The sequence below is a fragment of the Trinickia sp. LjRoot230 genome (genome assembly GCF_964253315.1).
In the GTDB taxonomy this organism is placed as follows: Bacteria; Pseudomonadota; Gammaproteobacteria; order Burkholderiales; family Burkholderiaceae; genus Trinickia.
This window is the reverse complement of sequence record NZ_CAXUQX020000001.1, coordinates 1,642,054-1,664,958: the sequence shown is the minus strand read 5'-3', so window position 1 is coordinate 1,664,958 and position 22,905 is coordinate 1,642,054. Positions and strand designations below refer to the sequence as shown.

23 protein-coding genes are annotated in these 22,905 nt (G+C 61.2%); 13 read left to right on the top strand and 10 right to left on the bottom strand.

Going from position 1 to position 22,905, the window contains the following annotated elements; translation table 11 throughout:
- The first annotated feature begins 93 nt into the window (after window positions 1–93).
- From ACSQ20_RS07775 to ACSQ20_RS07760, 4 genes are all read left to right on the top strand, one after another.
- Window positions 94–789, top strand: a complete 696-nt coding sequence (locus ACSQ20_RS07775) for a tetratricopeptide repeat protein (protein WP_436018650.1) — start codon at window positions 94–96, stop codon at window positions 787–789.
- Between the two features lie 37 nt (window positions 790–826).
- Window positions 827–1,408 carry a peptidylprolyl isomerase gene (locus ACSQ20_RS07770; RefSeq protein WP_436018648.1) on the top strand — a complete coding sequence of 194 codons (582 nt, stop codon included), beginning with the start codon at window positions 827–829 and terminating at the stop codon, window positions 1,406–1,408.
- 60 nt (window positions 1,409–1,468) lie between these two features.
- A complete protein-coding gene (locus ACSQ20_RS07765; protein ID WP_436018646.1) occupies window positions 1,469–1,963 on the top strand; it encodes a peptidylprolyl isomerase in 495 nt (164 codons plus the stop codon).
- A 71-nt stretch (window positions 1,964–2,034) separates the two neighbouring features.
- Window positions 2,035–2,802: a UDP-2,3-diacylglucosamine diphosphatase gene (locus ACSQ20_RS07760; RefSeq protein ID WP_436022981.1), complete on the top strand. Its 768-nt coding sequence runs from the start codon at window positions 2,035–2,037 to the stop codon at window positions 2,800–2,802.
- Between the two features lie 17 nt (window positions 2,803–2,819).
- Here the strand turns inward: ACSQ20_RS07760 and cysE are convergent, their stop codons facing one another.
- Complete coding sequence (cysE, locus tag ACSQ20_RS07755) at window positions 2,820–3,587, bottom strand: serine O-acetyltransferase (RefSeq protein WP_436018644.1); 768 nt, start codon at window positions 3,585–3,587, stop codon at window positions 2,820–2,822.
- A gap of 184 nt (window positions 3,588–3,771) precedes the next feature.
- The gene (locus ACSQ20_RS07750) at window positions 3,772–4,584 is read right to left on the bottom strand and encodes an RNA methyltransferase (protein ID WP_436022979.1); all 813 of its coding nucleotides are present in this window, start codon (window positions 4,582–4,584) and stop codon (window positions 3,772–3,774) included.
- A 309-nt stretch (window positions 4,585–4,893) separates the two neighbouring features.
- Between ACSQ20_RS07750 and ACSQ20_RS07745 the strand changes: the two genes are divergently transcribed.
- From ACSQ20_RS07745 to ACSQ20_RS07730, 4 genes are all read left to right on the top strand, one after another.
- On the top strand, window positions 4,894–5,694 hold the full coding sequence (locus ACSQ20_RS07745; protein ID WP_436018642.1) for an inositol monophosphatase family protein: 801 nt from the start codon (window positions 4,894–4,896) through the stop codon (window positions 5,692–5,694).
- A 189-nt stretch (window positions 5,695–5,883) separates the two neighbouring features.
- The gene (lplT, locus tag ACSQ20_RS07740) at window positions 5,884–7,182 is read left to right on the top strand and encodes a lysophospholipid transporter LplT (protein WP_436022977.1); all 1,299 of its coding nucleotides are present in this window, start codon (window positions 5,884–5,886) and stop codon (window positions 7,180–7,182) included.
- Window positions 7,183–7,212: 30 nt separating this feature from the next.
- Window positions 7,213–7,647 carry a class I SAM-dependent methyltransferase gene (locus tag ACSQ20_RS07735; RefSeq protein WP_436018640.1) on the top strand — a complete coding sequence of 145 codons (435 nt, stop codon included), beginning with the start codon at window positions 7,213–7,215 and terminating at the stop codon, window positions 7,645–7,647.
- 33 nt (window positions 7,648–7,680) lie between these two features.
- Window positions 7,681–7,815, top strand: a complete 135-nt coding sequence (locus ACSQ20_RS07730; protein WP_436018638.1) for a hypothetical protein — start codon at window positions 7,681–7,683, stop codon at window positions 7,813–7,815.
- A 42-nt stretch (window positions 7,816–7,857) separates the two neighbouring features.
- On the opposite strand, the gene ACSQ20_RS07725 is transcribed toward ACSQ20_RS07730, so the two are convergent.
- Together ACSQ20_RS07725 and ACSQ20_RS07720 are read right to left on the bottom strand one after the other, a co-directional pair.
- Window positions 7,858–10,824: an ATP-binding cassette domain-containing protein gene (locus ACSQ20_RS07725; protein ID WP_436018636.1), complete on the bottom strand. Its 2,967-nt coding sequence runs from the start codon at window positions 10,822–10,824 to the stop codon at window positions 7,858–7,860.
- Between the two features lie 467 nt (window positions 10,825–11,291).
- On the bottom strand, window positions 11,292–11,768 hold the full coding sequence (locus tag ACSQ20_RS07720; RefSeq protein WP_436018634.1) for a VOC family protein: 477 nt from the start codon (window positions 11,766–11,768) through the stop codon (window positions 11,292–11,294).
- A 152-nt stretch (window positions 11,769–11,920) separates the two neighbouring features.
- On the opposite strand from ACSQ20_RS07720, the gene ACSQ20_RS07715 reads away from it, so the two are divergent.
- A complete protein-coding gene (locus tag ACSQ20_RS07715) occupies window positions 11,921–12,178 on the top strand; it encodes a non-ribosomal peptide synthetase (RefSeq protein ID WP_436018632.1) in 258 nt (85 codons plus the stop codon).
- A 183-nt stretch (window positions 12,179–12,361) separates the two neighbouring features.
- Here ACSQ20_RS07715 and ACSQ20_RS07710 read toward each other — a convergent pair whose 3' ends face one another.
- A complete protein-coding gene (locus ACSQ20_RS07710; RefSeq protein WP_436018630.1) occupies window positions 12,362–12,679 on the bottom strand; it encodes a DUF1493 family protein in 318 nt (105 codons plus the stop codon).
- Window positions 12,680–12,921: 242 nt separating this feature from the next.
- On the opposite strand from ACSQ20_RS07710, the gene mutS reads away from it, so the two are divergent.
- Window positions 12,922–15,582, top strand: coding sequence for a DNA mismatch repair protein MutS (mutS, locus tag ACSQ20_RS07705; protein ID WP_436018628.1), 2,661 nt, complete (start codon window positions 12,922–12,924; stop codon window positions 15,580–15,582).
- Between the two features lies 1 nt (window position 15,583).
- On the top strand, window positions 15,584–16,900 hold the full coding sequence (locus ACSQ20_RS07700) for a hypothetical protein (protein ID WP_436018626.1): 1,317 nt from the start codon (window positions 15,584–15,586) through the stop codon (window positions 16,898–16,900).
- Here the strand turns inward: ACSQ20_RS07700 and ACSQ20_RS07695 are convergent.
- Complete coding sequence (locus tag ACSQ20_RS07695; RefSeq protein WP_436018624.1) at window positions 16,880–17,419, bottom strand: FKBP-type peptidyl-prolyl cis-trans isomerase; 540 nt, start codon at window positions 17,417–17,419, stop codon at window positions 16,880–16,882. The two genes, ACSQ20_RS07700 and ACSQ20_RS07695, sit on opposite strands and share 21 nt — an antisense overlap.
- Window positions 17,420–17,451: 32 nt before the next feature.
- Here ACSQ20_RS07695 and ACSQ20_RS07690 point away from each other — a divergent pair, with 32 nt between their 5' ends.
- A complete protein-coding gene (locus tag ACSQ20_RS07690) occupies window positions 17,452–18,684 on the top strand; it encodes a JmjC domain-containing protein (RefSeq protein ID WP_436018622.1) in 1,233 nt (410 codons plus the stop codon).
- Between the two features lie 227 nt (window positions 18,685–18,911).
- A complete protein-coding gene (locus tag ACSQ20_RS07685) occupies window positions 18,912–19,172 on the top strand; it encodes a hypothetical protein (protein WP_436018620.1) in 261 nt (86 codons plus the stop codon).
- A gap of 82 nt (window positions 19,173–19,254) precedes the next feature.
- Here the strand turns inward: ACSQ20_RS07685 and ACSQ20_RS07680 are convergent, their stop codons facing one another.
- The 4 genes from ACSQ20_RS07680 to ACSQ20_RS07665 all read right to left on the bottom strand — a co-directional run bounded on the left by ACSQ20_RS07680 (window position 19,255) and on the right by ACSQ20_RS07665 (window position 22,903).
- Complete coding sequence (locus ACSQ20_RS07680) at window positions 19,255–20,040, bottom strand: MBL fold metallo-hydrolase (protein WP_436018618.1); 786 nt, start codon at window positions 20,038–20,040, stop codon at window positions 19,255–19,257.
- An 8-nt stretch (window positions 20,041–20,048) separates the two neighbouring features.
- Entirely contained in the window at window positions 20,049–21,188 is a 1,140-nt protein-coding gene (gene bamC, locus ACSQ20_RS07675; RefSeq protein ID WP_436018616.1) for an outer membrane protein assembly factor BamC, read from the bottom strand.
- 125 nt (window positions 21,189–21,313) lie between these two features.
- Complete coding sequence (dapA, locus tag ACSQ20_RS07670) at window positions 21,314–22,243, bottom strand: 4-hydroxy-tetrahydrodipicolinate synthase (protein ID WP_436018614.1); 930 nt, start codon at window positions 22,241–22,243, stop codon at window positions 21,314–21,316.
- Window positions 22,244–22,285: 42 nt separating this feature from the next.
- A complete protein-coding gene (locus tag ACSQ20_RS07665; RefSeq protein ID WP_436022975.1) occupies window positions 22,286–22,903 on the bottom strand; it encodes a class I SAM-dependent methyltransferase in 618 nt (205 codons plus the stop codon).
- Window positions 22,904–22,905 lie beyond the last annotated feature (2 nt).

The following is a 22,905-nucleotide window of genomic DNA, read 5'->3' as shown; positions in this document are numbered from 1 at the left end:
CGACCACGACCGGTGGAAGACAGTCTGCCGTTCGAGGAAACGAGCAAACCTTTTGTTAGAATGGGCCGGAGTATAACACCTCGACCTTAGCCTATGAAACCTCCAAGCGGCCGCTCCCGGCGCACCGCGGCCCTCGCTGCAACTGCTGTCTACGGCTTTGCCCTAGCGGTATTGCCGTGTTCGGCGACGTATGCGCAAACACCGCGCCCCACCACTGACGGCACGCCCCAAATCGATGCGTCGATCGCCTCCCGAAATTGGAGTGCGGCCCTCTCGGACCTCGATACGCGCATCGCTTCGAATCCGCGCGACGCGCAAGCAAAGTTCAAGCGCGGCACTGTGCTTGCACACTTGCATCGCGACGACGACGCCATTCAACAATTCGTCGAACTGACGCAGATATACCCCGAGTTGCCCGAGCCTTATAACAACCTCGCCGCGCTTTATGCGAAACACGGCCGCTACGAGGAAGCACGCACCGCGCTCGAAACGGCAGTGAAAGCGAACCCGGGCTACGGCCTCGCCTATGAAAATCTCGGCGATCTCTATCTGCGCTTGTCGGCTGAAGCGTACAAGCGCGCGCAAAAGATCGGGCAGACAAGCGGTGCGACATCTCAACGGCTCGCCGACATCGAGCGAATCGTAGCGCCACGCCCTGCGACGAAGGCGTCGCGCCGCAGCGGGGCCACGGACGACGCAGTACGTACGCTGCCGCCGATGTCCGTACCGGCTGACGCGGGTGCGACAAGCCCGTTTGTCACCCCTCCTTACGTCGCGCCGTCGAACTGAGCGCGGTTTTCGTTTTCTTCCACGCATGAGGATGCACATGAAACGCTTCTGGTTGGCGCTCGGTGGCGCCGCTCTGATTGCGAGCGCGCCTGCGTTCGCCCAAACAGCTGCCCCGGCCGGGCACCCGCAAGTGCTGTTGAAAACGACGGTCGGCGATATCCGAGTCGAACTGTATCCGGAGAAAGCGCCGAAGACGGTCGCCAACTTCCTCGACTACGTCAGCTCGGGGCAATACACTGGCACCATCTTTCACCGCGTCATTCGCGGCTTCATGATCCAAGGCGGCGGCTATACGCAGAGCTATCAGGAAAAGCCCACTCGTGCGCCTATTCCACTCGAAAGCCGTAACGGTTTGAAAAACGCTGCCGGCATGCTCGCCATGGCACGCACGAGCGATCCGAATTCGGCCGCCGCGCAGTTCTTCATCAATACCGTCGACAACGCCGGCCTCGACTACCCCAACCCCGATGGCAACGGTTACGCGGTGTTCGGCAAAGTGATCGCTGGCATGGATGTCGTGAAAAAGATCGAGGCCACGCCCACCGGCACACACGGGCCGATGAGCGATGTGCCGCAAAAGCCGGTCGTGATCGAATCGGCGACGATCACGGCGAAATAACAGCTCACTCACCGCCTGCGCCTCGCATGGCGCGGCACTTTTCAAGCGAAGGAATTCATCATGGTCGAACTGCACACGAACCACGGCGTCATCAAGCTCGAACTCGACGCCGAAAAGGCCCCAAAGACTGTCGAAAACTTTCTGAACTATGTGAAGAAAGGTCATTACGACAACACCGTGTTTCACCGCGTCATCAACGGTTTCATGATTCAAGGCGGAGGTTTCGAACCCGGCATGAAGCAAAAGCCAACCGATGCGCCGATTACCAACGAAGCCAATAACGGCCTCAAGAACGTCACGGGCTCGGTTGCGATGGCACGTACGAACGACCCGCACTCGGCCACCGCGCAGTTCTTCATCAACGTCAACGACAACGATTTCCTGAACCACTCGTCGCCGACGCCACAAGGCTGGGGCTACACCGTGTTCGGCAAGGTGGTCGAGGGCTTGGACGTCGTCGAGAAGATCAAGAGCGTGAAGACGGGTTCGAAGGGGTTCCATCAGGACGTGCCCGCCGAGGACGTCATCATCGAAAAAGCGGTTGTCGTCGATTGAACACGGGCATCATCCGCGGCGCGGGGGTGCCGACGCACCCCGACGCGCCGCCTCGCAGCCATGAATCGACCGTGCCGTCCGAGCACGCGCACGAGCGCGGCCACGCGCCGCGCCCACTGCTGTTCATCTCCGATCTCCATTTGAGCCCGGCCATCCCGCGCACGGTGGCGGCTTTCGAACACTTTGTGCTGATAACGGCGGACAGCGCCGATTCCGTTTTCGTGTTGGGCGACCTGTTCGAATATTGGATTGGCGATGACATGCTGAGGGTCGATCCGTTCGCCGCGCGCATCGCCGAGGTGCTGCACACGCTCAGCGAGCGCGGCATCGCGCTTTACATCATGCATGGCAACCGCGATTTTCTGCTGGGCAAGCGATTCATGCGAGCCGCGGGCGCCATCTTTCTGCCCGATCCGTTCGTCGTGACGGCATTCGGCGCGCGCATCGTGCTCGCGCATGGCGATGCCCTTTGCACGAGCGATCACAAATATCAGACGTTTCGGCGCATCGTGCGCTGGCGGCCAGTGCAGTTGCTGTTTCTTGCGTGGCCGCTCAAATGGCGCCGCGCGCTCGCGGAGCGAATGCGCGTATCGAGTGAAGCCGGCCGCACGCGACCGCCTTCACCGGCATACGACGTGACGGACGAAGGCGTCGCCGCGCTTTTTAAAAGAAGCCGTACGACGGCAATGATTCACGGGCACACCCACAAGCCCGCGCGCCACCTGGAAAAAGACGGCACACGCTGGGTCCTGCCCGATTGGGATCTCGATCACGGCACACGGCGCGGCGGCTATTTACGCGTGGATGCCGAGGGTATCCACGCACTGCCGCTCGACTGAGGATCGGCCCGCGCGCGTCAATCGCGCACGACTTCCCCTTCGATCGCAGCCGAAAGCCGACGCAAATCCGAAAGCGCGCCGTGTGTACCATCGAGTGCTTGCAGCCGCTCCCCCAAGCGATCAAGCGCCGCAACGATCTCGTCGACGCGCTGACTTTCCTTCGCCGCGTGGTCGATGAGGCCATGCACCGCGAGGGAAACCGGGTCTTCGGCGTTCGGCGTGATGCCGTACGCACAAAAGGAGGCACGCCCCGGCTCGCGCTTCACATCGGCGGGCATGACGATGCGCGCCGGATTGCCGACCGCCGTGCCACCCGCAGGCACCGGCTTGACCACGACCGCATTGGAACCGATCTTCGCTTCTGCGCCAATGGTGAAGCCGCCGAGCACCTTCGCGCCGGCGCCGACGATCACGCCACGCTCGAGTGTCGGATGCCGTTTGGTGCCGCGCGTGAGCAGTGTGCCGCCGAGCGTCACGCCCTGGTAGATCGTGCAGTCGTCGCCGATCTCCGCCGTCTCGCCGATCACCACGCCCATGCCGTGATCGATGAAGACACGCCGACCAATGGTGGCGCCCGGGTGAATTTCGATACCTGTGAGAAAGCGCGCGAACTGCGAAACTGCACGCGCGAGCCAGCGACGCCCCGCATGCCAGCACGCATGCGCCAGGCGGTGCAGGATCAGGGCGTGCAACCCTGGGTAGCAGGTGAGCACTTCCCAGGCACTGCGCGCGGCCGGATCGCGCGCCCGAATGGAGGCGATGTCTTCGCGAAGTCTCTGAAACATGGTGATGGCTCGCTAAAAATGTACGCTGCTCGCTCGCGCACTGAGGCTGCGCGCCGATATGACCCTGGGCGATTTGCTTATGACTTTGATGACCGACCGCTCGATTGTAGGGGCAAGCGGCTCGGTTTGCCGGGACCGCTTTTTTCGCCCTTTTCGGGACAGGGACATTCGACGGCTAGCGCGGCTAGCGACCGCCGGGAGGAACCTTGAGCAGGATATGCTTCGCGATGCCTCGCACAATGTTGACCTCTTCACGCTCGAGCCCAGCACGCGAAAAAAGCCGCCGCAAGCGCGACATCAGCTTCTTCGGATGGGCCGGGTCGAGAAATTCGAGCGAGATCAGCGCGTTTTCGAGGTGAACGAACATCCGCTCGATTTCCTCGCTCGATGCGCGCGGCCCCAGCGTTTCGCTCGATGTAGCCGTGCTGCCGGCGTGGCCGGCGTGGCCGGCGCGGCCGGTTTGCGCTGCGTCGCCCGCCTCGTCGCTGAAATAGGCCACGCGCAACTCGTAGGCGAGCACTTGCACCGCCTGGGCGAGATTCAGCGAGCTGTAGGCCGGATTGGCCGGAATATGCGCCAATACACTGCACCGCTCGACGTGCTCATTCGATAGGCCCGTGCGTTCGTTGCCGAAGACAATTGCGATATCGCCCGCGGCGGCCTCGCGACAGGCCTCGAGCGCGACGGTACGCGGCGGCATCTGCGGCGGCCCATATTCGCGCACGCGCGCCGTCATCGCGACCGACCACTGGACGCCCGTCAACGCGTCTGCAAGGGTGGGCACGATGCTCGCGGCGGCCAGCACATCGTCCGCACCGCTCGCCATCGCGATGGCCTCCGGGTCCGTCTTGACGTGTGCGACGCGCGGCGCCACCAGCACAAGGCGCGAAAAGCCCATTGTCTTGAGCGCACGCGCCGCCGCGCCGACATTGCCCGGGTGACTCGGCTCGACGAGAACGAAAACTGTCGAGGTAAAGCCGCCGTGCGGCCCGGACATGGCGGGGTCGGCACTCGATGCGGGCGTGATGGAATGCGATGGATTCAAGATGCGCTGGAAGGTTCGACGAAATGGGCGTTCGGCCTATATCGGCCGTCAGGCGCTATGGTATCGCCAACCGGGCGCCCGGCGCATGCCGCATCGGTCCGGACTCGGGTAAAATCACGGCTATTCACGCGTACTCGAGTACGCATATCGTTCTTCTCCAATTCGTTTTCGTCGACGAAGTTCATGCGCCGGCATGGGTTTCGGGCGGTTTTGGTTCATCGCGGCGGCATTCGCCGTTGTCGCGGCACAAGGAATTTGCACATGCATCCCATGCTCAACATCGCTGTCAAGGCCGCTCGCCGAGCCGGGCAGATCATCAACCGCGCGTCGCTCGATCTCGATCTCATTCAGGTCAGCAAGAAACAGCACAACGATTTCGTCACGGAAGTCGACAAGGCAGCAGAAGCGGCCATCATCGATGCACTGCGGACCGCTTACCCCGATCACGCCATCCTTGCCGAGGAATCGGGCAAGTCGGAGAACGAATCCGATTATCAATGGATCATCGATCCGCTCGACGGCACGACCAACTTCATTCACGGCCTGCCGTACTACTGCGTGTCGATTGCGCTCGCGCACAAAGGCATCGTCACGCAGGCCGTCGTCTACGATCCTACCCGCAACGATCTCTATACCGCCTCGCGTGGTCGCGGCGCGTACTTGAACGATCGACGCATCCGCGTCGGCCGGCGCGACCGGCTTGCCGATGCGCTGATCGGCACGGGCTTCCCATTTCGCGAAGCCGACCGGCTCGAAGCGTATTGCCGCCTGTTCGCGGAAATGACGCGTTCCTGCACTGGCCTGCGCCGCCCGGGTGCCGCCGCGCTCGACTTGGCGAATGTGGCAGCCGGCCGTATGGACGGCTTCTTCGAGCAGGGCATCAGCGCCTGGGACATGGCTGCAGGCAGCTTGCTCGTCACCGAGGCAGGTGGGCTCGTCGGCAATTACACGGGCGACTCGAACTTCCTGCATCTCGGCGAAATCGTCGCGGGCAACCCGAAGGTATACGCGCAGATGGTGCCGATTCTGACGCAGTACAGCCGGTTGAATCAGCCCAGCTGATCTGCCGAGGCCCGTTGCTCGCAGAGGCAACGAGCAATGCAGCGTAAGACGGGGCGGCTTCGGCCGCCCTTTGTGTTTTTATCGGTTCTGCGCGGATATGCCCTGACCTGTTCCACGTTTCACGCTCAACGTTCGACGTGCGATTGCATCGGCATGCGTGAACCCTTCGCCGTCTTGGCTCATGACGTCATGAAGAAAGGTTTTTATACGATCATCGCCGCACAGTTCGTGTCATCGGTTGCCGACAACGCGCTGCTGATTGCCGCGATTGCGCTATTGAGCACGATGCGGGCCGCGAGCTGGCTCACACCGATGTTGCAAATCTTCTTCACGATTTCGTATGTGTTGCTCGCGCCCTTCGTCGGCGCCTTTGCCGATGCGCTGCAAAAACGCCATGTGATGTTTTCGGCGAACGCCGCCAAAGCGATCGGCTGCGCGATGATGATTGTGGGCGTGCATCCGATTCTCGCCTATGGCGTCGTAGGGCTGGGCGCCGCCGCTTATTCGCCGGCCAAGTACGGCATTCTCACTGAATTACTGCCGGCGGAACGGCTCGTCGCAGCGAACGCATGGCTCGAATCCGCAACGGTGGTCTCGACCATTGCAGGCACCGCACTCGGCGGTGCGCTTGTCAGCGACTACGCCGAGCACCTTGCCGTGCGACTTAATCTGCCGTTGACGTCACACGCGCCGCAATTCGCCATGCTTGGCGTGATGCTCGTTTATTTGGTTGCCGCGCTGATCAACATCGGCATTCCCGACACCGGCGCCCGTTATCCGAACCGGCTACGCGAACCGGAGCGCCTCGTCACCGATTTCATGCATTGCTTCGATACGTTGTGGGCCGACAAGCTCGCGCAGATCGCGTTGGGCGTGACAACGCTGATGTGGGGCGCCGCCGTCACACTGCAGTTGCTCGTACTGAAGTGGGCCGCGGTCAATCTGGGGCTTGGGCTATCGAAGGCGGCGCTGATGCAGGGGGCAACCGGCATCGGCATCGCGATCGGCGCGGCGGCTGCCGCGGCGTGGGTGCCGCTCGTGCGCTCGCTGCGTGTGCTGCCGGTAGGCATTGCTGCCGGATGTCTCGCGGGCGCGATGGCGTTTTACAGCAAGGGGCTATTCCCAGCCGGCGATGGTGTGCATTTCGGGCAAGCGTTTATGCCGTTATACATCCTGTTCGCCTACCCGCTCATGATCGCGCTCGGCGGGCTCGCCGGCTTTTTTATTGTGCCGATGAACGCGCTGCTTCAGCATCGAGGCGCGACCTTGATTACCGCCGGGCATTCGATTGCCGTGCAGAACTTCAATCAGAATATTGCGGTGCTGCTGATGCTCGGCGCCTATACGTTATTGCTCGCGGCAAAAATGCCGGTGAACTGGATCATCGTCGTGTTCGGCGTTTTTGTTTGCTCGATGATCTGGCTCGCCAAACGGCGCAGCGATGCGAATGCGCGGCAAACCGATTTGCGAGCGATGATCGGGGAATGAAATGAATGTCAATTAACCGGGGGGCTTCGAATGCAACGTCAAGTCGATACAACGAAAGGTTACAGCGACGATGCTGCCGCTTTGGCGCAGCAATATGAGCGGATTCGCTTTGACCAACTGCATCGCGACGTGCTGCCGTATTTCCCCTCGCCGCCGAGCGATGTGCTCGACATTGGCGCAGGCTCCGGCCGCGATGCGGCCGCGCTCGTGCGGCTCGGACATCGCGTTGTTGCCGTCGAGCCGACAGCAGCTTTGCGTCGCGAAGGGCAGCGCATTCATGCATCGCTGCCGATCGAGTGGATCGACGACGCGCTGCCGACGCTAACGCGCGTCCTCACGCAGCATCGCGTCTTCGATCTGGTGCTGCTGTGTGCCGTCTGGATGCACCTCGATCGCGACGCGCGAGCCGCTGCCATGCGTTCAGTTGCGGCGCTGCTCGCGAAAGGCGGCATCGTTGCCATGTAGTTGCGGCACGGGCCGGTGCCCGCGGGGCGCACGATGTTCGACGTGTCTGCCGAGGAGACTATCGCGCTCGGACGCGACGCGGGCCTGGTCGAGCAATATCGCGGGACGCGCGACGACGCGCAGGGACGCAGCGGCGTGACGTGGAGTGTCGTGGTAATGCGCCGCTAGCGCACGGCGACATTCACGACGTTCGCTTCAATTCCATTGAGTTCATTTGAAACTCGACATATGAATCTGGCGCCCGACGGCGGCAAGCTCGTCGTTATGCGTAATGCAAAGAATCGTCACGCCGCGCGCATTCAGTTCGCGAAGGAATTGCACGACCATGCGCGTGCGCTCCGGATCCAATCCCGCGGTAGGCTCGTCCATCATCAGAATGCCGCTCCGCTGCGCATCGCTTGCCATGACGATCGGCAAGGCAGCGCGAATCAGGCTAAAGCGCACCTTCTCGCCACCGGACAACGACTTGGGGAATTCAGCATGCAAATCGAATTTGTCCGCCGAGAGTCCCAGTTTTTCCATCAGCGCAACCATCTCGTTCTCGCGCCGGATCAGCTCGTCACGGTCTGTCGATCGCGGCATGTCCATCAGGAGGTTGTGAAACAGCGTGCCCGGGAAAAACGACGAGTGCTGACTTGCGTAATGCATCAGAAAGAGTAGCGAGTCATCGCCGTAGTGCTTGATTTCGCCCAGCGGTGTTCCACCGAGGGCAATCTCGCCCGCGCTCGGCACCAGAATTCCGCCCAGCATTTTCATCAGCGTCGTCTTTCCTGATCCCGACGGGCCTAGCAGCGTCACGAATTCGCCGGGCGCGATAGTGAGGCTCACCGACGGCTCGAGAACGGTCTTGTTGTTGCCCGCTGCGTCCACCGCGCTAAAGCCAACGTCACGGAAGGCAATTTCGAGGTTGGACAAGGCAGAGACCGGCAGGCGCGTGTGCTCGAGCGGACCGCTTGGCGGATCGATCGCATCGAGCGAACCGACCCGATCGCGCAATTCGATGATATCGAGCACGTGGCGAGGGAATTCGTCGAAATACTTGTTCGATAAGCGTTGGATCGGGTAAGTCAGATTACCGAATGCCATTGTCGAGGCCAATATCTCGCCAGCAGGCAGGCCTAATTCGAGCCCGACCGTCACCGTACCCAGCATCCCGAGGTTCATCGGCAGATAACTCCAAAACCATTGCCAGGCTTTGCGATAGCTGACATATCGGGCGAGTGATCTTTCCTTGTCGAATTGCTGCGCGACGTCGTCCAGCGCGGCTGACATGGTCGTCAGCATTCGCAAGTCTTGCTCGCCATCAAGGTAGCGGCGATTGTTTTCCGAAGTTCGGTCGATTTCCTGATTGCTCTCGCGATAAAGTCGCTCCATTTTCGAATTGTGATGCTTGGCCCAGAGGTACATCATCGGCAAACTGATAAGACCCGTCACGCCTAGCCGCGGGTCGAAGCCCGAGAGCACCGCGGCAGCGGCCGTCAGTTGCACGAGGCCCGGCGCACCGATATTCAACGAGTCGGTAATCAGCTTGCTGGATGCCTCTCGCCCTCTCGTCAGCGCATTAAAGCGCTTGTCGAAGCTCACCCGTTCCTCGTCCCCGTAGAACGCCTTTTGCATCCAGCGGCGCTGAATGTAGCCGTCCATCCGCTGCATCGATTTTTCGACGCGAGCCGGACCATAAGAACCCAGAAGGTCGTTGCCCAGGTAGTACGTGGCCCAATATTCCGAATAGACGCTTAAGTTAAATCTGCCGCCTTCGAGCACACCGGCATAGATGAGCGGCGCGATACCGCGAACGATACCTTGCGTGATGAAAGTCGCGACGAGGGCGATCAGATTCAAGCGCTGCTCGCGCAAGTTGCCGAGCTTTGCGATCACCTTCATCACGCGCCAAAGCGTGCGAGGCGAATATTCGATCAGATCGAGATCATGACCTTCAAGCAACTTTTTCAATTGCGAGCGCGCCAAGCGATATTGCGCCAGATGGCCATACACTTCGCCCTTCATGCGCGTTTTGCCGTCATCGAATTCGTCGATATCCTTGAGCAACGACGCTTCGTTCAGTTCTTCGCTGTGTACGACGAAATGTAACCAGACTAGCGCTTCGATTTGCACGCGCATGTCGGCAGATAGTGCGTCGCTGTCATTCCGCTCGTTGGGCTCGCCACTTGCGAGCAGCTTGCGGCTTTCATTCAGCCAGTCGCATAGCTGATCGATCCAGCGATCGATACCTTTTGCCAATGCCTCGTCCCCGTCGTCGTTATAGACGTCGACGTACTCGCGTTTGGGATGAGCTTTGCTCACCCTCGCCATCGCAATCATTTCCCTTTTCAGGTGTCGATATTCGTCATAGATAGGCTCAGGCAACAGCGCTTTAAGGCTTGGCGCGTGCGTGTCATTGTCGCGCTGCGAATCATTTCCGAGGCAGTCACGAATACACAAGCGCAACGCCATCATTACGTCGGCCGCATTCTTGATTTCCGCTTCGGGTAGATTTGTCGAATCCGCGTACATCGAAGCAAAGCGCTGACGCTGTGCAAGCTCATTACCGGATATGGCATTGCGTCGCATGATGTCGCGAGCGAGCGATGCCGATCTCGCGCCAGTCGATGTGGCATCGTCTCTTGTTTCGATCTTGAGTTTCGCAACCGACACAATGGGGCTTTGTTTAGCCTGCTTTTGCGCGGGGCGAAACCTGCCTGTTCCCGAGTGTCGACCCTTATCATGCCGGCCAAGCACGACAAGATCGAGCAGTGTTTCGAACTCGGCAGAGACTTCAACCTTCGATCGCTTGCGCAAGCGCAAAGAAGTCTCCTTCGTGCCGTTCTCGCTTGGCGCTTGTTCGCTGCACGCGAGCGTTACGTAGTCGGGCAGAGCCACCTCATTGCTGACACGCGGCTCGTGCCGTGCGCGAAACAGTAATGCGGGATCGGACACCGCCTGCGGCGTGACGACGAAGTAGATCGACTTGCTGAGCGGCCGAATGAGATCAGTTATCGAAGGATTGGGAGCGGACCAGTTGAGTTCGCCGCCTGGCTCGCCATCACGCGCCGGCTCGACGTTTGCCCAACGTAGCGTGGTGACGCCCTTCCCGATTTCGGGACTGCGCTGCAATACATACACGTAATGGCCGACCGGAATTTTGCCCGCTTGCACATTTCGGTAGAGGTCTAACACGTCGCATCCGCGATAACGCCGGGCCCCCACTGGCGGCAATGCAGTGAAGGGGGACTCGGTGAGCGCGAGTTTGCGCTCACCGGTGCTCGTCAGGGCCCCCGATGCTCCGCCGGCGGACCAGTCGGTAGCGCGACGACGTTGGGGCAGCGGGCCCCGATAAGGACTGCCGGCGACGGGCGCCAGGCTGAGACCTTTAGCGTTGCCTCCACGCGCAGGGCGATTAATCTGCGACTCGTCCAGGGCATGATTCAACAGCCCCGGATCCCCCGGCAAACCACTCCACGAAAAATACATTGGTGACCGTAGCGAGAATTTTGTTAGTGCGGGAACATTCCCGAGACGGGATTTTATCGATCGTCGTGGGTAATGCAGGCACTGAATCCGAACTTACGGACAGCTAAGCGCAGAGCGATTTTCAGCTATTTATGTATGCTGATCGAGTATATTGGCGTCGTACGCGCTCGGTGTTAATCGCCGGCTGCTGCGCGCTCTATCGCGGCGATATCGATCTTCTTCATTTTCATCATCGCGTTCATTGCGCGTCCAGCGGCATCGCGATCGCGCGCGTTGACGAGTTCGAGCAGCCGCCTGGGCGTGATTTGCCACGAAAAACCCCAGCGGTCCTTGCACCAGCCGCAGGGCGCTTCCTGCCCGCCATTGCTGATAATGGCATTCCAATATCGGTCGGTTTCTTCCTGAGTATCTGTCAGAGCCATGAAGCTTACCGCCTCGGTTGGCTTGAAACCCGGTCCGCCGTTCAGTCCGACGAAGCGCCGGCCGAGGACAGTGAATTCGACCGTCAACTCGGAGCCCTGACCTACGCCCTCTATCGGAGCAGTATGTCCCGCATCGACGTGGCTGTCGGGGAAAGTGGCAGCGTAAAATTCCGCCGCCTCGCGGGCAGCGCCTTCATCGAACCACAGGCATGTTACGAGCTCGGTCATCGCAGTCTCCTTGGGAGCGAGGGTTTTTGGGATGGTCGGATCATAGCTTGATTGGCGGTGGTGGTTCGGACAAGTGCGCGAATGCGTTCAGAACTCGCAACGATGTCAGTTCCCGGAACAGCGATGCGCGCATACGGCACGGTGGATGTCCAATGAAACGCCTTTCACGTATCGCGCTTAATGGCATAACGACAATCGTTATTGCGCTTGGCGTCGCACGCATCCTCGGCGCTATTCCATTTGGGCCATCGGCGACGGACGCACTGATCCGCTTCGCCGCGTGGTTCGGTGCGCACGGCGATGAGCAAGTCGATGACGTCTACATGGTCACTAGTTTGCTCGCTGCCTTAGTAATAGCTGCGCTTCTCGTCTGGGTCGTCAATAGGCTGCTGGTGCGGCGCCGCGCTTAACCCCGGCACGAGCAGTCCGTCCGCCTTACAGGGCGGTTCGAATTCGCCCTTAGGCACGAGTCGAACCTCATATCGGAAGTCGGCTGATCCTTCACGTGCGAACACTCGCAGACCCTCAGAGTCATAATCTTGAGCCACAACTGTCCCACGTGCCGAGACGATACCTTTTTCGCATCACGTAGCTCACCGAAGCTCTCCAAGCCGACACGAGTCCCACTTCTTATCCAAAGCAGCGCGATGAAGCATCGCAAGCCCAATCGGCTCGCGATCGACGCTATGGGGCTTACACAGGACAACTCGCCGAAATAGCGAATAAAGGCCGCCCTCGCCTTCCATCAAGAAATATCGATGGAAATCAAAATCACCGGTATCGACAGAGAATCGCTCAAAAAATTGCCCCATGAACTCATTCGCGTCATCGCCAGTCTGCCCGAGGTCCTCCCACAGCCGGGTAGCCGGAGAAAGCACCTTCGCCTCTCGCAGCCCTAACTCTTCGCGCACGAACGTCTCTAATTCGGCCCAAGATACGTTTCCCATCAGAAAATCCGGTCTTCCGGCTTAACAAAGCGGTTGCACTTAACCACCGTATTGTGGCCGATAACGGCCACATCTCGCGCAAGCGGGTTTTCCCCGCCGCATCCCGATCTCCCCACCAAAGCTCCCCTTAGCCATCCGGCCGACTGCCCGAGCGCGCCGTCGCGGTACACTCTCGCCCTATACTCGCAAGCACACGAACAATTCAGATGGGCAATTCAATCGAAGCAGCCGGCGACGCCAGCACCGTCGCTCACACTCCCATGATGACGCAATATCTGCGCATCAAGTCCGAGCACCCCGGCACACTCGTCTTCTATCGGATGGGCGACTTCTACGAGCTCTTTTACGAAGACGCGGAAAAAGCTGCCCGCCTGCTCGATCTCACGCTCACGCAGCGTGGCGCGTCGGCCGGCAATCCGATCAAGATGGCCGGCGTCCCGCATCACGCCGTCGAACAATATCTCGCGAAGCTGGTAAAGCTCGGGGAATCGGTCGCCATTTGCGAACAGATTGGCGATCCTGCTACCTCGAAGGGCCCGGTCGAACGCAAAGTCGTGCGCGTCGTCACACCAGGCACGCTCACCGATGCGGCCCTGCTCTCCGATAAAAACGACGTCTATTTGCTCGCGCTATGCCCCGCTCACAACAAGCGCGGTGTCGTGACAGCCGTCGGGCTCGCGTGGCTGAACCTGGCAAGCGGAGCACTGCGGCTCGCGGAAGTCGCGCCGAACCAACTGGGTGCCGCGCTCGAGCGCATTCGCCCCGCGGAAATTCTCGCGGCGGACGCGCACGCCGAGTTCCTGCACGCTCCTGCCGCGGGCACGCTGACACGCGTACCCAACTGGCACTTCGACATCGCATCGGGCAAGCAGCGGCTGTGTGATCAACTCAACGTGGCCAGCCTCGACGGCTTCAGCGCCGAAGCACTATCCAGCGCGTGCGGCGCAGCCGGCGCGCTGCTGCTCTACGCATCGGCGACGCAAGGGCAGCAGTTGCGTCATGTCCGCAGCCTTAAGGTCGAGTACGAATCCGAATATATCGGGCTCGACCCCGCCACGCGACGCAATCTCGAACTCACGGAGACCTTGCGCGGTGGAGAATCGCCCACCCTCTGCTCGCTGCTCGACACCTGCTGCACGACGATGGGTAGCCGCCTCCTGCGCCACTGGCTGCATCACCCGCCGCGCGATGCCACGTGCGCCCGCATGCGCCACCAGGCCATCGGTGCGCTCATCGATGCGCCGGTTCATGCGAGCCTCGACGCACTGAGAACGGCATTGCGACGCATTGCCGACGTGGAGCGCATCACCGGACGTCTCGCGCTCCTATCAGCACGGCCGCGCGACCTCTCGAGCCTGCGCGATACGTTCGCGACGCTGCCCGCCCTGCGCGCACACGTCGAGAGCGCAGCAGCCGGCGCGGCGACGCTCGAATGCATCGCCGCCGCGCTCGAACCGCCTGCCGAATGCGTCGATCTGCTCACGCGCGCCATCGCCGAGGAACCGGCGGCCATGGTACGCGACGGCGGTGTGATCGCGCGCGGCTATGACGCCGAACTCGACGACCTGCGCGATATCTCGGAGAACTGCGGCCAGTTCCTGATCGATCTTGAAGCGCGCGAGCGCAGCCGCACCGGTATCGCGAACCTGCGCGTCGAGTACAACAAGGTGCACGGTTTCTATATTGAGGTGACGCGCGGCCAAACGGATAAAGTGCCCGACGATTATCGCCGCAGGCAAACACTCAAGAATGCCGAACGCTACATCACGCCCGAGCTCAAAACGTTTGAAGACAAGGCGTTGTCGGCGCAGGAACGCGCACTCGCGCGCGAACGCGCGCTCTATGACACGGTGTTGCAAGCGTTGCTGCCATTCATCAGCGAATGCCAGCGGGTCGCGGCCGCGCTGGCCGAACTCGATCTGCTCGCCGCACTGGCGGAGCGCGCCAAAGCGCTCGACTGGGTGGCGCCATCGTTCGTATCCGAAGCCGGCGTCGATATCGAACAAGGGCGACACCCCGTCGTCGAAGCGCAAGTGGAACAGTTCGTCGCCAACGACTGCATCTTGAGCACCGAGCGAAAGCTGCTCCTGATCACCGGCCCGAACATGGGCGGCAAATCGACCTTCATGCGGCAAACCGCGCTGATTGCGCTACTGGCGTATGTCGGAAGCTACGTGCCCGCACGCCGTGCCTCATTCGGTCCGATCGACAGAATCTTCACGCGCATCGGCGCAGCCGACGATCTCGCAGGCGGCCGTTCGACGTTCATGGTGGAAATGACGGAAGCCGCGGCGATTCTCAACGACGCCACACCGCACAGTCTTGTGCTCATGGACGAAATTGGCCGCGGCACATCCACGTTCGACGGCCTCGCGCTCGCCTGGGCAATTGCTCGCCATCTGCTCGCGCACAACAACTGCCAAACGCTCTTTGCGACGCACTACTTCGAGTTGACGCAGCTACCGTCGGAATTTGCGCAGGCCGCGAACGTCCATTTGTCCGCAGTCGAACACGGGCACGGCATAGTCTTTCTTCACGCGGTCAACGAGGGTCCAGCCAGTCAGAGCTATGGGCTGCAAGTGGCGCAACTCGCAGGCGTACCCTCGCCTGTCATCCGCGCAGCGCGCAAGCATCTCGCTCACCTCGAGCAGCAATCGGTCGGACATGCCACGCCACAGCTCGACCTCTTTGCCGCGCCATTCGTCGAAGATGCCCCCGACGATATCGCCGATGCGGAAACAGCGTCCCATTCGGTACTCGAGCGTTTGCGCGGCATCGATCCGAACGAGCTCAAACCGCGCGAAGCGCTCGATCTGATCTACGAGCTATACGAACTTGCGAACGCATCTGGCAGCGAGCGGTCCTGAGATGCATTCGTTGCGTCGGGCGGCCTCCATAGCGGCTCTGGCCATGGCGGCGCTCGCACTCGCATGTGCCAACTCAGCCTACGCGGCGAAGGGCCATACGGCCTTTGCAGTCGTCACCAGCACGATGCGCAGCGCTGCCGACGAAGCAGCCACGCAACGGCTTTTGCAAGCGATTGGCGCTGAGCGTTTGGTCGCGTTCACGGTGTATGACGGCAACATCAAAGGCGCTGCCGAACCGTGCGCCGACAACCTGTATGCGCAACGACAGCAAGTCCTCGCAAGCTCGCCGATACCACTCGTTTTCATTGCGGGCGAATACGATTGGGCCGACTGCGGCAGCGCCCAAGGCGGGCGCTACGATGTTGCCGAGCGGCTCGACTTCCTGCGCCAGACGATCTATGCGGACAACGCGTCGCTCGGACAGTCACCGCTCGCGTTCAAACGTGAAAGCGACGTCGCCCGTTTTCATTCGTATCGCGAAAACGTCCGATGGCAAGCAGGCGATATTGTGTTTGCGGGGCTCAACGTCGTCGGCGGCAATAACCATTACCTGAGCGCGGGTGGGCGCAATGGGGAATACGACGATCGCGCAATCGCCACCGCATTCTGGCTCGAGCACACCGCTGAATACGCGCGTCGGCGCAACGCCGCTGCGCTCGTTGTGTTCTTGCAAGCGGACCCGGAGTTCGAGCGCTATGAGCGCGCGGAGCGTTTCGCCTGGCTCCGGCTAGGCAGCCGAGGGCGACGCGATGGCTATCAGGAATTCAAACGCAGCTTGGTGAAAGCCGCGCAAACATTTCGCGGCCCGTTGATCGTCGTTCATCAAGCCGCAGCCACATTGTCACGCGGCTTTTCGATCGACCAGCCGCTGTTCGACGATAAAGGACAGCGGCTTAGCAATGTGACGCGCATCACGATCGGGCTGCGCGATCGCACGACCCAATGGGTCAGGGTCGACGCGGAATTTGATAAACAGGTGCCGTTTCAGGTCTCCGTGCGCCGCATACCGGCGATACCTGCCGCAGCAGCAAGCCTGCCTGCGCCCGCAAATCAGCCCATGGTGCCGTCACCAAACACTGCACCAGCGATCGCGCCCAGCGCGTCGGGACTAATGCCGGCACCGCCGGCGCTACCGCGCACGTGGCCTGCCGCACCGGCTTCCGAACCACCGCTACTGCCTGAGTTCGGCAAACCGGCCAGCAGCCTCGACGACGGCCGCGCAAGCAGTGCGCCGCAACCCGAACCGGCGGCACCCCCAGTTCGGCAAAAGGAGCCCGTAGACAGACCGCAGCCAGGCCTAATGCAAGGTGGGAGTTGAGCCGCCTTCGTCCTCGTCGTCATCTTCATCGACGACTTCGATGCCCTCGAGACCGTGCACGTGGGCGTGTTCGATTTCATCGGCAGTGGCTTCACGCACTTCCTTGACCGTCAGCGCGAAGCGCAATGCCATACCGGCAAGCGGATGGTTGCCGTCGAGCACGACCTTGTCTTCGGCAAGATCGGTAACGGTATAGATCAGTGCATCAATGTCTTCGTCACCGTCTTCCGGCGTGCCCTCGAATTGCATGCCGACTTCGAGCGGCTCAGGAAAACGGTTACGCGGTTCGATCTTCACGAGGTCAGGATCATATTCGCCGAACGCGTCCTCAGGCTCGAGCTGAATCTGCGTCTGGTAGCCGGGCTCTTGCCCGGCGAGCCCTTCCTCGATCTTCGGGAACGTGCCATCATAGCCGCCGTGCAGATAAACCATCGGCTCGTCGCTCTCCTCGATCAAATTGCCCTGCGCATCCGACAGCTTGTAGGCGACCGAGACGACTGTGTTCTTCGCGATTTTCATTCGAAATCTCCAAAATACGGTCCCATTATACGATGCCCAAGCGGCCCCTTGACCACCCGCCTTCCGCCCACGCTTCGATCGCCTCAGCCATTCTTCCGCCATCGCCCGACTTGCCAACGCCGCTGCTTGGTGATCTGACGCCGACGCAATTCATGCGCAGATATTGGCAAAAAAAGCCGCTGCTGATTCGCCAGGCGATACCCAATGTCGCCGCCCCGCTCTCGCGCGACGCACTCTTCGCGCTTGCACAAAACGACGATGTCGAAGCGCGGCTCGTCACGCATTTTCGCGATGCGTGGCGGCTCGCGCATGGCCCGTTCGAAGCGGGTGATTTGCCGAGCGTCAAACGCCGCGATTGGACGTTGCTCGTGCAAGGCGTCGATCTGCATAACGATCGTGCCCGCGCGCTGCTCGATCGGTTTCGCTTTCTTCCCGATGCCCGACTCGACGACCTGATGATCTCCTATGCGACCGACGGGGGTGGCGTGGGTCCGCATTTCGATTCGTACGACGTGTTTTTACTGCAAGTGCACGGCAAGCGACGCTGGAGAATTTCTGCGCAGAAGGACCTGGCGTTAAAAAACGGCCTGCCGTTGAAAGTTTTACAGCGCTTCGAGGCGGCGCAAGAGTGGGTACTCGAGCCGGGCGATATGCTCTATTTGCCGCCGCATATCGCACACGATGGCGTGGCATTGGGCGAATGTATGACCTGCTCGATCGGCTTTCGCTCGCCGTCATCGCACGAGATGATCGGCCAGTTTCTCTATCATTTGGCGGAGCGAGGCACCGCGGCGCACCATGTCGGTGTCGACCAACGCTACCGCGATCCGCATCAAAACGCCGTCATGCATCCGGCCGCATTACCCGCGGCCCTCGTCGAGCAAATCGGCGCGATCCTTGCTCGCGTGCGGTGGAACGAGCGCGATGTCGTGTCGTTTCTCGGCAGCTACCTGAGCGAACCGAAGGCCCACGTGGTGTTCGATCCGCCCGAACGGCCCGCCAGCAAGGCGGCATTCGTCCGCGAGGCGAGCGGAGCCGGCATCCGGCTGGACCGGAAAACCGTGCTGCTTTACGGTAGCCGCACGTATTTCATCAACGGAGAGGAGTGCCCTTTGCCGCAGCGCAAGAAATGGCTCCGGGAATTGGCCGATGCGCGGCGATTAGAGGGGAAACGGTTTGTAACACTATCTGCCGATTCGTCGATGACAGCCTTACTGCACGAGTGGTATCGTGCCGGCTGGGTACGGACCGGCGCATTCGCCTGACGTAGTCGCCCCTATTGTAGGGAATCGTGAAATTTTGTATGAGAAAGGCAACGTATTGGCCCCGGTTTGTCGACGGTCGGTACGAAAGTGCATATAATTTCCGCCCAAGCCGTGGGGAAGATTCACGCTCTGATGTGCGTCCCACCAGCGGCCCAGGTTGGTGTTGGAGCACATTACCGGTATTATTTCGCGCTGTTGCTTACCTTTAACCATAAAAGGACGTGATCATGAAGAAATCCCTCCTCGTAGCATCCCTGTTGGCGGCTGTGGCTTTGGCTGCATGCAACAAGAGCAGCGACCAAGCAGCTGCCCCGGCTAGCGACGCCGCTGCTGCTTCGGCTCCCGCTGCTGCCGCTTCGGACGCTACTGCTGCTGCGTCGAGCGCCAACGCTGCTGCGAGCGACGCCGGTGCTGCTGCTTCGAGTGCTGCTGCCGCTTCGGACGCTGCTGCTTCGGCCGCAGCCCCGGCATCGGGCGCAAGCCAGTAAGCTGCAAGCTGCAAGGCAAGAAAAAACCGGCCCTCGAGCCGGTTTTTTCTTGCCTGCCTCATTCCTTACCGCCTTACCGCCGCTATGGCGCTCCCAACGCAAGCCATGCAAACCCGTCGGCTTGCGACGCCACCAGCACGTCCTGCGTTGCGCAACCCAACACCTCGGCTAATGCCGCACGTGCAAGCTCAGGCAGATTGTTTTGCTGACTCAGATGCGCCGCGACAATATGCTCTAGATGCGCGCGTCGCAACGACGCAAGGATGTCCGCTGCAGCATGATTGCTAAGGTGGCCGTGATTGCCCCCGATGCGGGCTTTGAGCGATTGCGGATAACGGCTGGTCGCCAGCATATCGACATCGTGATTGCATTCGAGCACGAGACCGTGGCAGTCGTTGAGCATCGCCTCGATATGCGGTGTCGATGTGCCCACATCGGTTAGTACTCCCAACCGATGCGCACCGTCGAAAAAAACGAATTGAAGGGGTTCGCGCGCATCGTGCGGCACAGTGTAAGGGCACACCTGAACATCACCGATCGCAGCTGTTTCGTCGCCCCATAGCACGTGTAAATCGATGCCGGCTGCTTCATCCGCACCGACGGCGCGAGCCGTGCCCCAGCTCATGTAAAGCGGCACGCTCCATTTACGCGCAACAGCGAGCGCGCTGCCGATATGATCGCTATGCTCGTGCGTGACGAGAATTGCATCGAGTTGATCGATGCCACACTCGAGCCGAGCAAGGCGCCGCTCGAGTTCCTTCGCTGAAAAGCCGCAATCGAGCAGCACACGGGTCGTCGTTGTGCCGCTACTGGCTTCAACGACGAGCGCGTTGCCCTCGCTTCCGCTGCCCAAGCTGGCAAAGCGCATAGCAGAGGTCAGTTCAGTTGCGCGTGCAGCAACGAGAGAATTTTCTTCGCCTCGGCTGAGGTATCGATCTGCCCGTTCGCATCGGAGATGGCGACCTGCGTCAGCGCATCGCTCTTCGAGCGCACATTGACGAGGAACACCTGCCCTGTCTTCTGAGCCGCCGGCTTGCGATAGAACAGCTTGCCCAAGACCCCTTCACGCTTGAGTTCGTCCATCGAATCGGCATAGCGTACGTAGTAGATGCCCTTCGTACGATCGCGATTGTCGACCGTGAAATTGGTGCGGTCGAGCGCAAGCCCAACACGCAGCCACGCTCGATCGAACGACTCCTGCAGTTCGAGCGTCGTCTCGCCGCCGGCCATATCGATCTTGACAGGCGCGGTGCCCGGACGCGCATTCGCGAGCAGTTCCTTCGACTGCGCTTCCGTCAAGCCGAACTTCTGCATCAACTTGGAAAGGAACACCGCCTCAAGCACCGGGTTGCGCGGCCGCTCGATCCAGCGCGATGAATCCTTGTCCTGCCCCGTCAGCATTTCTTCGAGCGCGCTGTGCGTAATCGAGATGTCGGTCGCGCCGCTCGGGCCGTGCTCGACCAGCGTGCGGAACCGGTCGCGGGTGCCCGACGAATAGGCGAAGTCAACCACGCGGCCAATCGTGCGACGGAACCAGTCGTCGGGAATGTTCGCCCGATTCTCAGCCCAATCGGTCATCATGATGCCGGTCGCCGGTGCATCGGTTTTCAACGCAAAGCCGTTTTCTTGCCAGAACGCCTGCAGTTGCGGCCACAGTTGATCAGGCGAACGGCCATCGACCACAAGCCAGCGGCGGTCGCCGTCGCGCTCGATATGCATGCCGTATGGGTCTTGCGCGTTCGGCACACCCTCGGTTGCGTTGCCCGCAACGGTTTTGTTGCGCTCAGGTGCACCGCCAAGCGCAGCGTTCGCCGGTGGCGCCGTGTACCGCGTCGGCGCATTGCTGGTCGTCAGGTCGCCCGGTACGCTGAGCGGCGGCGCGGACTTCGTCGCCTTGTAATCGACCTTGTCGGTCGAGAACCAGTCGTTGAGCGTATCGCAACCGGCCAGCGCGCCAAGCGCAAAGACGAGCGCGGCGGTGCGGACGGCGTGAGAGAAAAAAGCAGAACGTTTCATGGAGCCCTTCGTGATGCGAACGCATGCCTGCAGCGATGCTGGAGCGTGGGTCGAGGATCGATGTCGAATAAATAAAGTACCGTCGCGGCCGCCCCGAGTGCGGCCGCCCGGCGCTGGCGGCGCGCCTATTGAAGCACCCCTGGGAGTACGCCAGCCTCGCGCAATGCCTCGCGCACGGCTTCGTGATAGCGAGCGTCCAGTGGCGTCAGCGGCAAGCGAATGCCGCCTTGCATCAGGCCCATTTCTTCGAGCGCCCATTTCACCGGAATCGGATTCGACTCGATGAAAAGTGTCTTGTGCAGCGACAGCAGGCGCATATGAATGTCACGCGCCGTCTTCGCATCGCCCGCGATAGCCGCCTTGCAAAGCCCGCTCATCGCGCGCGGTGCCACATTCGCCGTGACGGAGATGTTGCCGTGACCGCCAAGCAGCATCAGCGCGATGGCGGTCGGGTCGTCCCCGCTGAAGATGGCGAAATCTGCCGGCGCCGCTTTGATCAAATGCGCCGCGCGATCGATGTTGCCCGTCGCATCCTTCACACCGATGATGCCGGGCACCTGCGCGAGGCGCAGGATCGTCTCGTTCGACATATCAGCAACCGTGCGGCCCGGCACGTTGTAAAGAATGACGGGCAAATCGACTGCTTCGGCGATCGCTGAAAAATGGAGGTAGATGCCTTCCTGCGTCGGCTTGTTGTAATAAGGCACGACCTGCAATGTTGCGTCGGCACCGACGGTCTTGGCCTCGCGCGTGAGTTCGATGGCCTCGGCCGTCGAATTGCCTCCGGCACCGGCGATGATGGGAATGCGACCCGCCGCATGCTCGACGGCCGTCTTGATCATCAGAACGTGTTCGTCGACCGATAACGTCGCCGATTCGCCGCTCGTACCGACAACGACGAGCGCGTCGGTACCCTCCTCGATATGCCAGTCGATCAGCTTGCGGAACGCCGCCAGATCGAGTTCGCCGCCTTCGAGCATCGGCGTGACAATCGCGGGAATACTGCCGCGAATCCGGACGCCGCCGAGGGTGCTGCTGGATGTGCCGTTAGCCATGAAACGCCATGAATTCGATTCCGAAAGCGCGATTGTAGCGGATTAGCCAGCCAAATCGTAACGCGGCGGACCCGATGTCCCGCCCGCGGCGTTCAGCGCCGCCCGCGCCTCACGTACGGCGCAAATGCGTTGAACCATCGCGGGCCTCGGCGTGGCCTCGAAACCGTCTTCAAACGCAACGACACGCAGCCGGCCGCGGACGACGTCAAGCAACTCGCCGGGGGCCAGCAGAAAGGCCGGATTGGACGGCTTGCCAAGCGTTTCATTGCCTTGCGCGAAGGTCTCGTAAAGCAGCACGCCTCCCGGTGCCAATACGTCCAGCAAGTGCGGCAGCAGCGGGCGATGAAGGTAGTTCGTCACAATGACCGCGGCGAAGCGTCGCTCAGCGGGCAGCGGCCACGGGCTACCATCTTCGAGATCGGCCGCGACTGCCTCTACGCCGTCGAGTTGCGCGAGCGAAGCCAGTGCAGCCGGATCCCGCTCAAGTGCAACCACACGCGCACCATGCGCCGCCATCAGGCGCGCGTGGCGCCCGCTGCCAGCGGCCACGTCAAGTACCTCGCCGCCCGCCGCAATCAGGTGCGCCCATCGGGCCACCCATGCCGATGGAGCGCCTGCGAGCGTCGCGTCGTTCGCACGCACGTTCACGTTCACGTTGATGC

What these genes read in the sequence shown, in the direction of transcription:
- ACSQ20_RS07775 (WP_436018650.1), top strand. Translation starts at nt 94, where the DNA reads ATGAAACCTCCAAGCGGCCGCTCCCGGCGCACCGCGGCCCTCGCTGCA.
- ACSQ20_RS07770 (WP_436018648.1), top strand. Translation starts at nt 827, where the DNA reads ATGAAACGCTTCTGGTTGGCGCTCGGTGGCGCCGCTCTGATTGCGAGC.
- ACSQ20_RS07765 (WP_436018646.1), top strand. Translation starts at nt 1,469, where the DNA reads ATGGTCGAACTGCACACGAACCACGGCGTCATCAAGCTCGAACTCGAC.
- cysE (WP_436018644.1), bottom strand. Translation starts at nt 3,587, where the DNA reads ATGTTTCAGAGACTTCGCGAAGACATCGCCTCCATTCGGGCGCGCGAT.
- ACSQ20_RS07750 (WP_436022979.1), bottom strand. Translation starts at nt 4,584, where the DNA reads ATGTCCGGGCCGCACGGCGGCTTTACCTCGACAGTTTTCGTTCTCGTC.
- ACSQ20_RS07745 (WP_436018642.1), top strand. Translation starts at nt 4,894, where the DNA reads ATGCATCCCATGCTCAACATCGCTGTCAAGGCCGCTCGCCGAGCCGGG.
- lplT (WP_436022977.1), top strand. Translation starts at nt 5,884, where the DNA reads ATGAAGAAAGGTTTTTATACGATCATCGCCGCACAGTTCGTGTCATCG.
- ACSQ20_RS07735 (WP_436018640.1), top strand. Translation starts at nt 7,213, where the DNA reads ATGCAACGTCAAGTCGATACAACGAAAGGTTACAGCGACGATGCTGCC.
- ACSQ20_RS07730 (WP_436018638.1), top strand. Translation starts at nt 7,681, where the DNA reads ATGTTCGACGTGTCTGCCGAGGAGACTATCGCGCTCGGACGCGACGCG.
- ACSQ20_RS07720 (WP_436018634.1), bottom strand. Translation starts at nt 11,768, where the DNA reads ATGACCGAGCTCGTAACATGCCTGTGGTTCGATGAAGGCGCTGCCCGC.
- ACSQ20_RS07715 (WP_436018632.1), top strand. Translation starts at nt 11,921, where the DNA reads ATGAAACGCCTTTCACGTATCGCGCTTAATGGCATAACGACAATCGTT.
- mutS (WP_436018628.1), top strand. Translation starts at nt 12,922, where the DNA reads ATGGGCAATTCAATCGAAGCAGCCGGCGACGCCAGCACCGTCGCTCAC.
- ACSQ20_RS07700 (WP_436018626.1), top strand. Translation starts at nt 15,584, where the DNA reads ATGCATTCGTTGCGTCGGGCGGCCTCCATAGCGGCTCTGGCCATGGCG.
- ACSQ20_RS07695 (WP_436018624.1), bottom strand. Translation starts at nt 17,419, where the DNA reads ATGAAAATCGCGAAGAACACAGTCGTCTCGGTCGCCTACAAGCTGTCG.
- ACSQ20_RS07690 (WP_436018622.1), top strand. Translation starts at nt 17,452, where the DNA reads ATGCCCAAGCGGCCCCTTGACCACCCGCCTTCCGCCCACGCTTCGATC.
- ACSQ20_RS07685 (WP_436018620.1), top strand. Translation starts at nt 18,912, where the DNA reads ATGAAGAAATCCCTCCTCGTAGCATCCCTGTTGGCGGCTGTGGCTTTG.
- ACSQ20_RS07680 (WP_436018618.1), bottom strand. Translation starts at nt 20,040, where the DNA reads ATGCGCTTTGCCAGCTTGGGCAGCGGAAGCGAGGGCAACGCGCTCGTC.
- bamC (WP_436018616.1), bottom strand. Translation starts at nt 21,188, where the DNA reads ATGAAACGTTCTGCTTTTTTCTCTCACGCCGTCCGCACCGCCGCGCTC.
- dapA (WP_436018614.1), bottom strand. Translation starts at nt 22,243, where the DNA reads ATGGCTAACGGCACATCCAGCAGCACCCTCGGCGGCGTCCGGATTCGC.